2 protein-coding genes are annotated in these 3084 nt (G+C 38.5%); both read right to left on the bottom strand.

Annotated features, from left to right (window positions below; all coding sequences use genetic code 11):
* Positions 1–1878: Ig-like domain-containing protein (locus DS885_RS16810; RefSeq protein WP_258546943.1), on the bottom strand; the 1878-nt coding region annotated here is incomplete at its 3' end.
* 37 nt (positions 1879–1915) lie between these two features.
* Positions 1916–2875, bottom strand: a complete 960-nt coding sequence (locus DS885_RS16815) for an OmpA family protein (protein WP_181817789.1) — start codon at positions 2873–2875, stop codon at positions 1916–1918.
* Positions 2876–3084: the final 209 nt, after the last annotated feature.

Below are 3084 nucleotides of genomic sequence, written 5' to 3' on the forward strand. Positions count from 1 at the left end.
CGCTGGTGAGGTCTCATTGGTAATTAATGCATCTAAGGTGATATTTAAGCCAATAGTATCGACAATAATTTCACCCGTTGACGATATACTATTACCTAACGCATCACTTGCAGTAACCGTTACACTAGTACTACCTTCATCAAGAGCTAAAATTGTATTGTCACTTAATACCCAGGTACCATCTCCAGTGTTAATTGCGACATATTCACTATTATTCACTGTAACTACAACCGTCGCATTTAAGTCATCAACAGTACCTGTCAGGCTTGGAGTATTATCTTTGGTAATCATTGAATTAATAGAAACGTTAGGTGCAGTTAAATCAACAGTGACAGTACCACTTGTTGAGTGTCTAACCCCCGTATCATCAATAGCAGTTACGGTATAAGCTGTCATCCCCTCTGAGAGTTCAGGTATGTTCTGTGGATCAAGCGTCCAAGTACCATCACCATTATTTATAGCTTCACACTCCACTCCCTGAATAGTAATGATCACTGTGGATTCAGGATCATCAACTATCCCTTCAAGTTGAGGCTTGTTTTCAGCAACAACTACGCTTCTTGCTCCTACTTCAAGTTGATCCATATCAATCGTAATGGTATCTGTAATAGTTTCACTATTATTAGCATTATCAGTTGCAGTAATAGAAATCGCGACTTCTCCTTCAGCTAACTGCGGTAGCGTGTTATCTGGTAATGTCCAAGTGCCATCACCATCATTGATAGCTGAATAATCAACACCATCAACAGTCACAACAATACTCGCATCAGGATCGTCAACCTGACCAGTCAACAGGGTAGTAGAATCATCCGTGATAATAGGGTCTAGAGATAAAATAGGGGGAGTAATATCGATAACAATTGTGTCACTTTCAATATCAATATTACCAGCCTCATCTGTAGCAGTAACAATGACGGTTAGCTCTCCCTCTTCTAATTCAGGGAAAACATCGTTATCGAGAGACCATGTGCCATCACCATTATTTACAGCATCATAATCAATACCATTTAGGCTCACGACAATACCGGCCGTAGGGTCGTTAACCGTGCCAGTTAAAGTAGGGGAGGTATCATTTGCAATCAATGTATCTAAAGTAACATCAACTTCAATCGCATCAATAATAATGGTTCCTGTAATTGTTTCACTATTACCATCATTATCGGTCGCAGTAGCAGAAACAATGACTTCACCTTCTTCTAAGGCATCGACAGTGTTTTCAGGCAACTCCCAAGTCCCGTCGCCATTATTAATAGCAGTATAATCAACATCATCGATAGCTATAATAATATTGGCATCAGGATCATCTACAGTACCTGAGATTGCTGGTCTATTATTGTCCAAACTCTGTTCATTAATGGTTATTGTAGACGCAGTATCTGAGTCAGAGCTACCTTCACTTGAAGAGGCTGCCACTGCCGCTACTCCAGCAACAGAAGCGCCAGTTGCTGCAACGGCCCACCAAGGGAAAGCACTCGAAGCAACTTCACTATAACCAAGGCTTTGATAAGTACTAAAACCATCGCCTAAATTCCAAGATAAGCCATCTTCAAGACCAGTTTGAGGAACATAATCATAGTAAACACCGGTTTCAGAGATACCACTTAACGCAGGAGGTTGAGGAAGATCGTAGTAGCCTTCTATAATCGCATCAACAGGTGTGTCTGCTGTCGCAAATTCATCAAAGCGTAATTCTAAATCTGCTCCATTTCTAGAGACAAGTACTTGTTGAGGTGCTAATTGCGAGTCCACACTACGTAATTCATATCCAACGCCTTCTTGTGCTTTAAGAATAGTCGGATTAAGGCTATCACTAGTCACTAAATTCGCTTCTAATTGGCCTTCAGAGCTTTGCGTTAAGATATTGATATTATTAAACATGGAATCCTCCTAAAACACTGTCAGTCGGGAACAGAGTTTATTTTTTTATACTTGAAACAGACTTTTCTTTGAAACTTCCCCACAATTCAACGCTGACGCGTCGATCAGGCTGTAGACAAGTAATTAATTCTTTTTTAGATAAGGTGTTAGTACATTGTGTCTTAGTGACGGGGTAGCGGCTTCCATTGCCTATTGATTCTATCCTTGAAGTGATTCCCTTGGTGATGAGATAGTTTACAATACTCTCAGCTCTTTTCTCTGAAAGCGATTGATTGTAAGCCGTTGGTCCCAAACGGTCTGTATGCCCACTTACTACAATTTTGGTAATGGTAAGATGAGCACTATTAATTTGTGCTATTAACTTATCGATTTCTGCTTTGCTAGCTTCATTCTTTAAGCGAGCACTATCGAACGCAAACAAAGCATCAGCAGATAACTCGATATTCTTCAATTTTACCGGTTCTTCTGCAGGGGGTAGTGGTTGTACGAGCGGTTCACAAATATCAATTTTTCGATTTACTAAAAACGTTTTGTATTCAATATTTCCAAGTATTTCTTTGGCTTCTATTTCACTTTTTGGTGTTGCATCGATGGTTCCTTCTTCATTAACCGAGACACCAATATAGAGATCTTCTCCTTTTGGTATATTCCAGTTCACATAATGCGTGTTAGTAACCGTGTCTTGTACATGAAAACCTTTTTCTCTTTTCTCAAAACGTAAAATCTTCTCACCAGGACAAAAAGCGGCATTGAAATACAAGCCTTGGGTCAATGCGCCTAGCAAACGCTCATTAGCATGAACCAGAATTGAATGCTTATCTTTAGATTCATCGGTTTCTATAAAAAATAATACCTGAATTTTATCTGAACCATCATTCTCCAAAGCGTCACCACCTTGATTATTTGGTCCAATGAGATAGCGGTTATCAGAAGTGCATCCAGTTAATAAAAATAACCCAATGACTACGGATAGAAATACGATTTTGTGCTGATTCATACGTATACTCCAATGGAATTTAGTATCTATAACAGACATTTAAATTGACCTTGAATTTACAAATAATATATATATATCAAACAACACAAGATCAATCTACCCCTAAAGTATATATTTGTTTACAAAATAAGGTGTGATCATTAGCCTAAAAAGAGAAAATGAGCTCAATTAATAGAAAAATATAAGATTTAAACTTGATTAAGATAATT

Source organism: Psychromonas sp. B3M02 (assembly GCF_003318165.1).
Taxonomy (GTDB): domain Bacteria; phylum Pseudomonadota; class Gammaproteobacteria; order Enterobacterales; family Psychromonadaceae; genus Psychromonas.

Coding starts and splice junctions, on each gene's coding strand:
- DS885_RS16815 (WP_181817789.1), bottom strand. CDS start 2,875: ATGAATCAGCACAAAATCGTATTTCTATCCGTAGTCATTGGGTTATTT.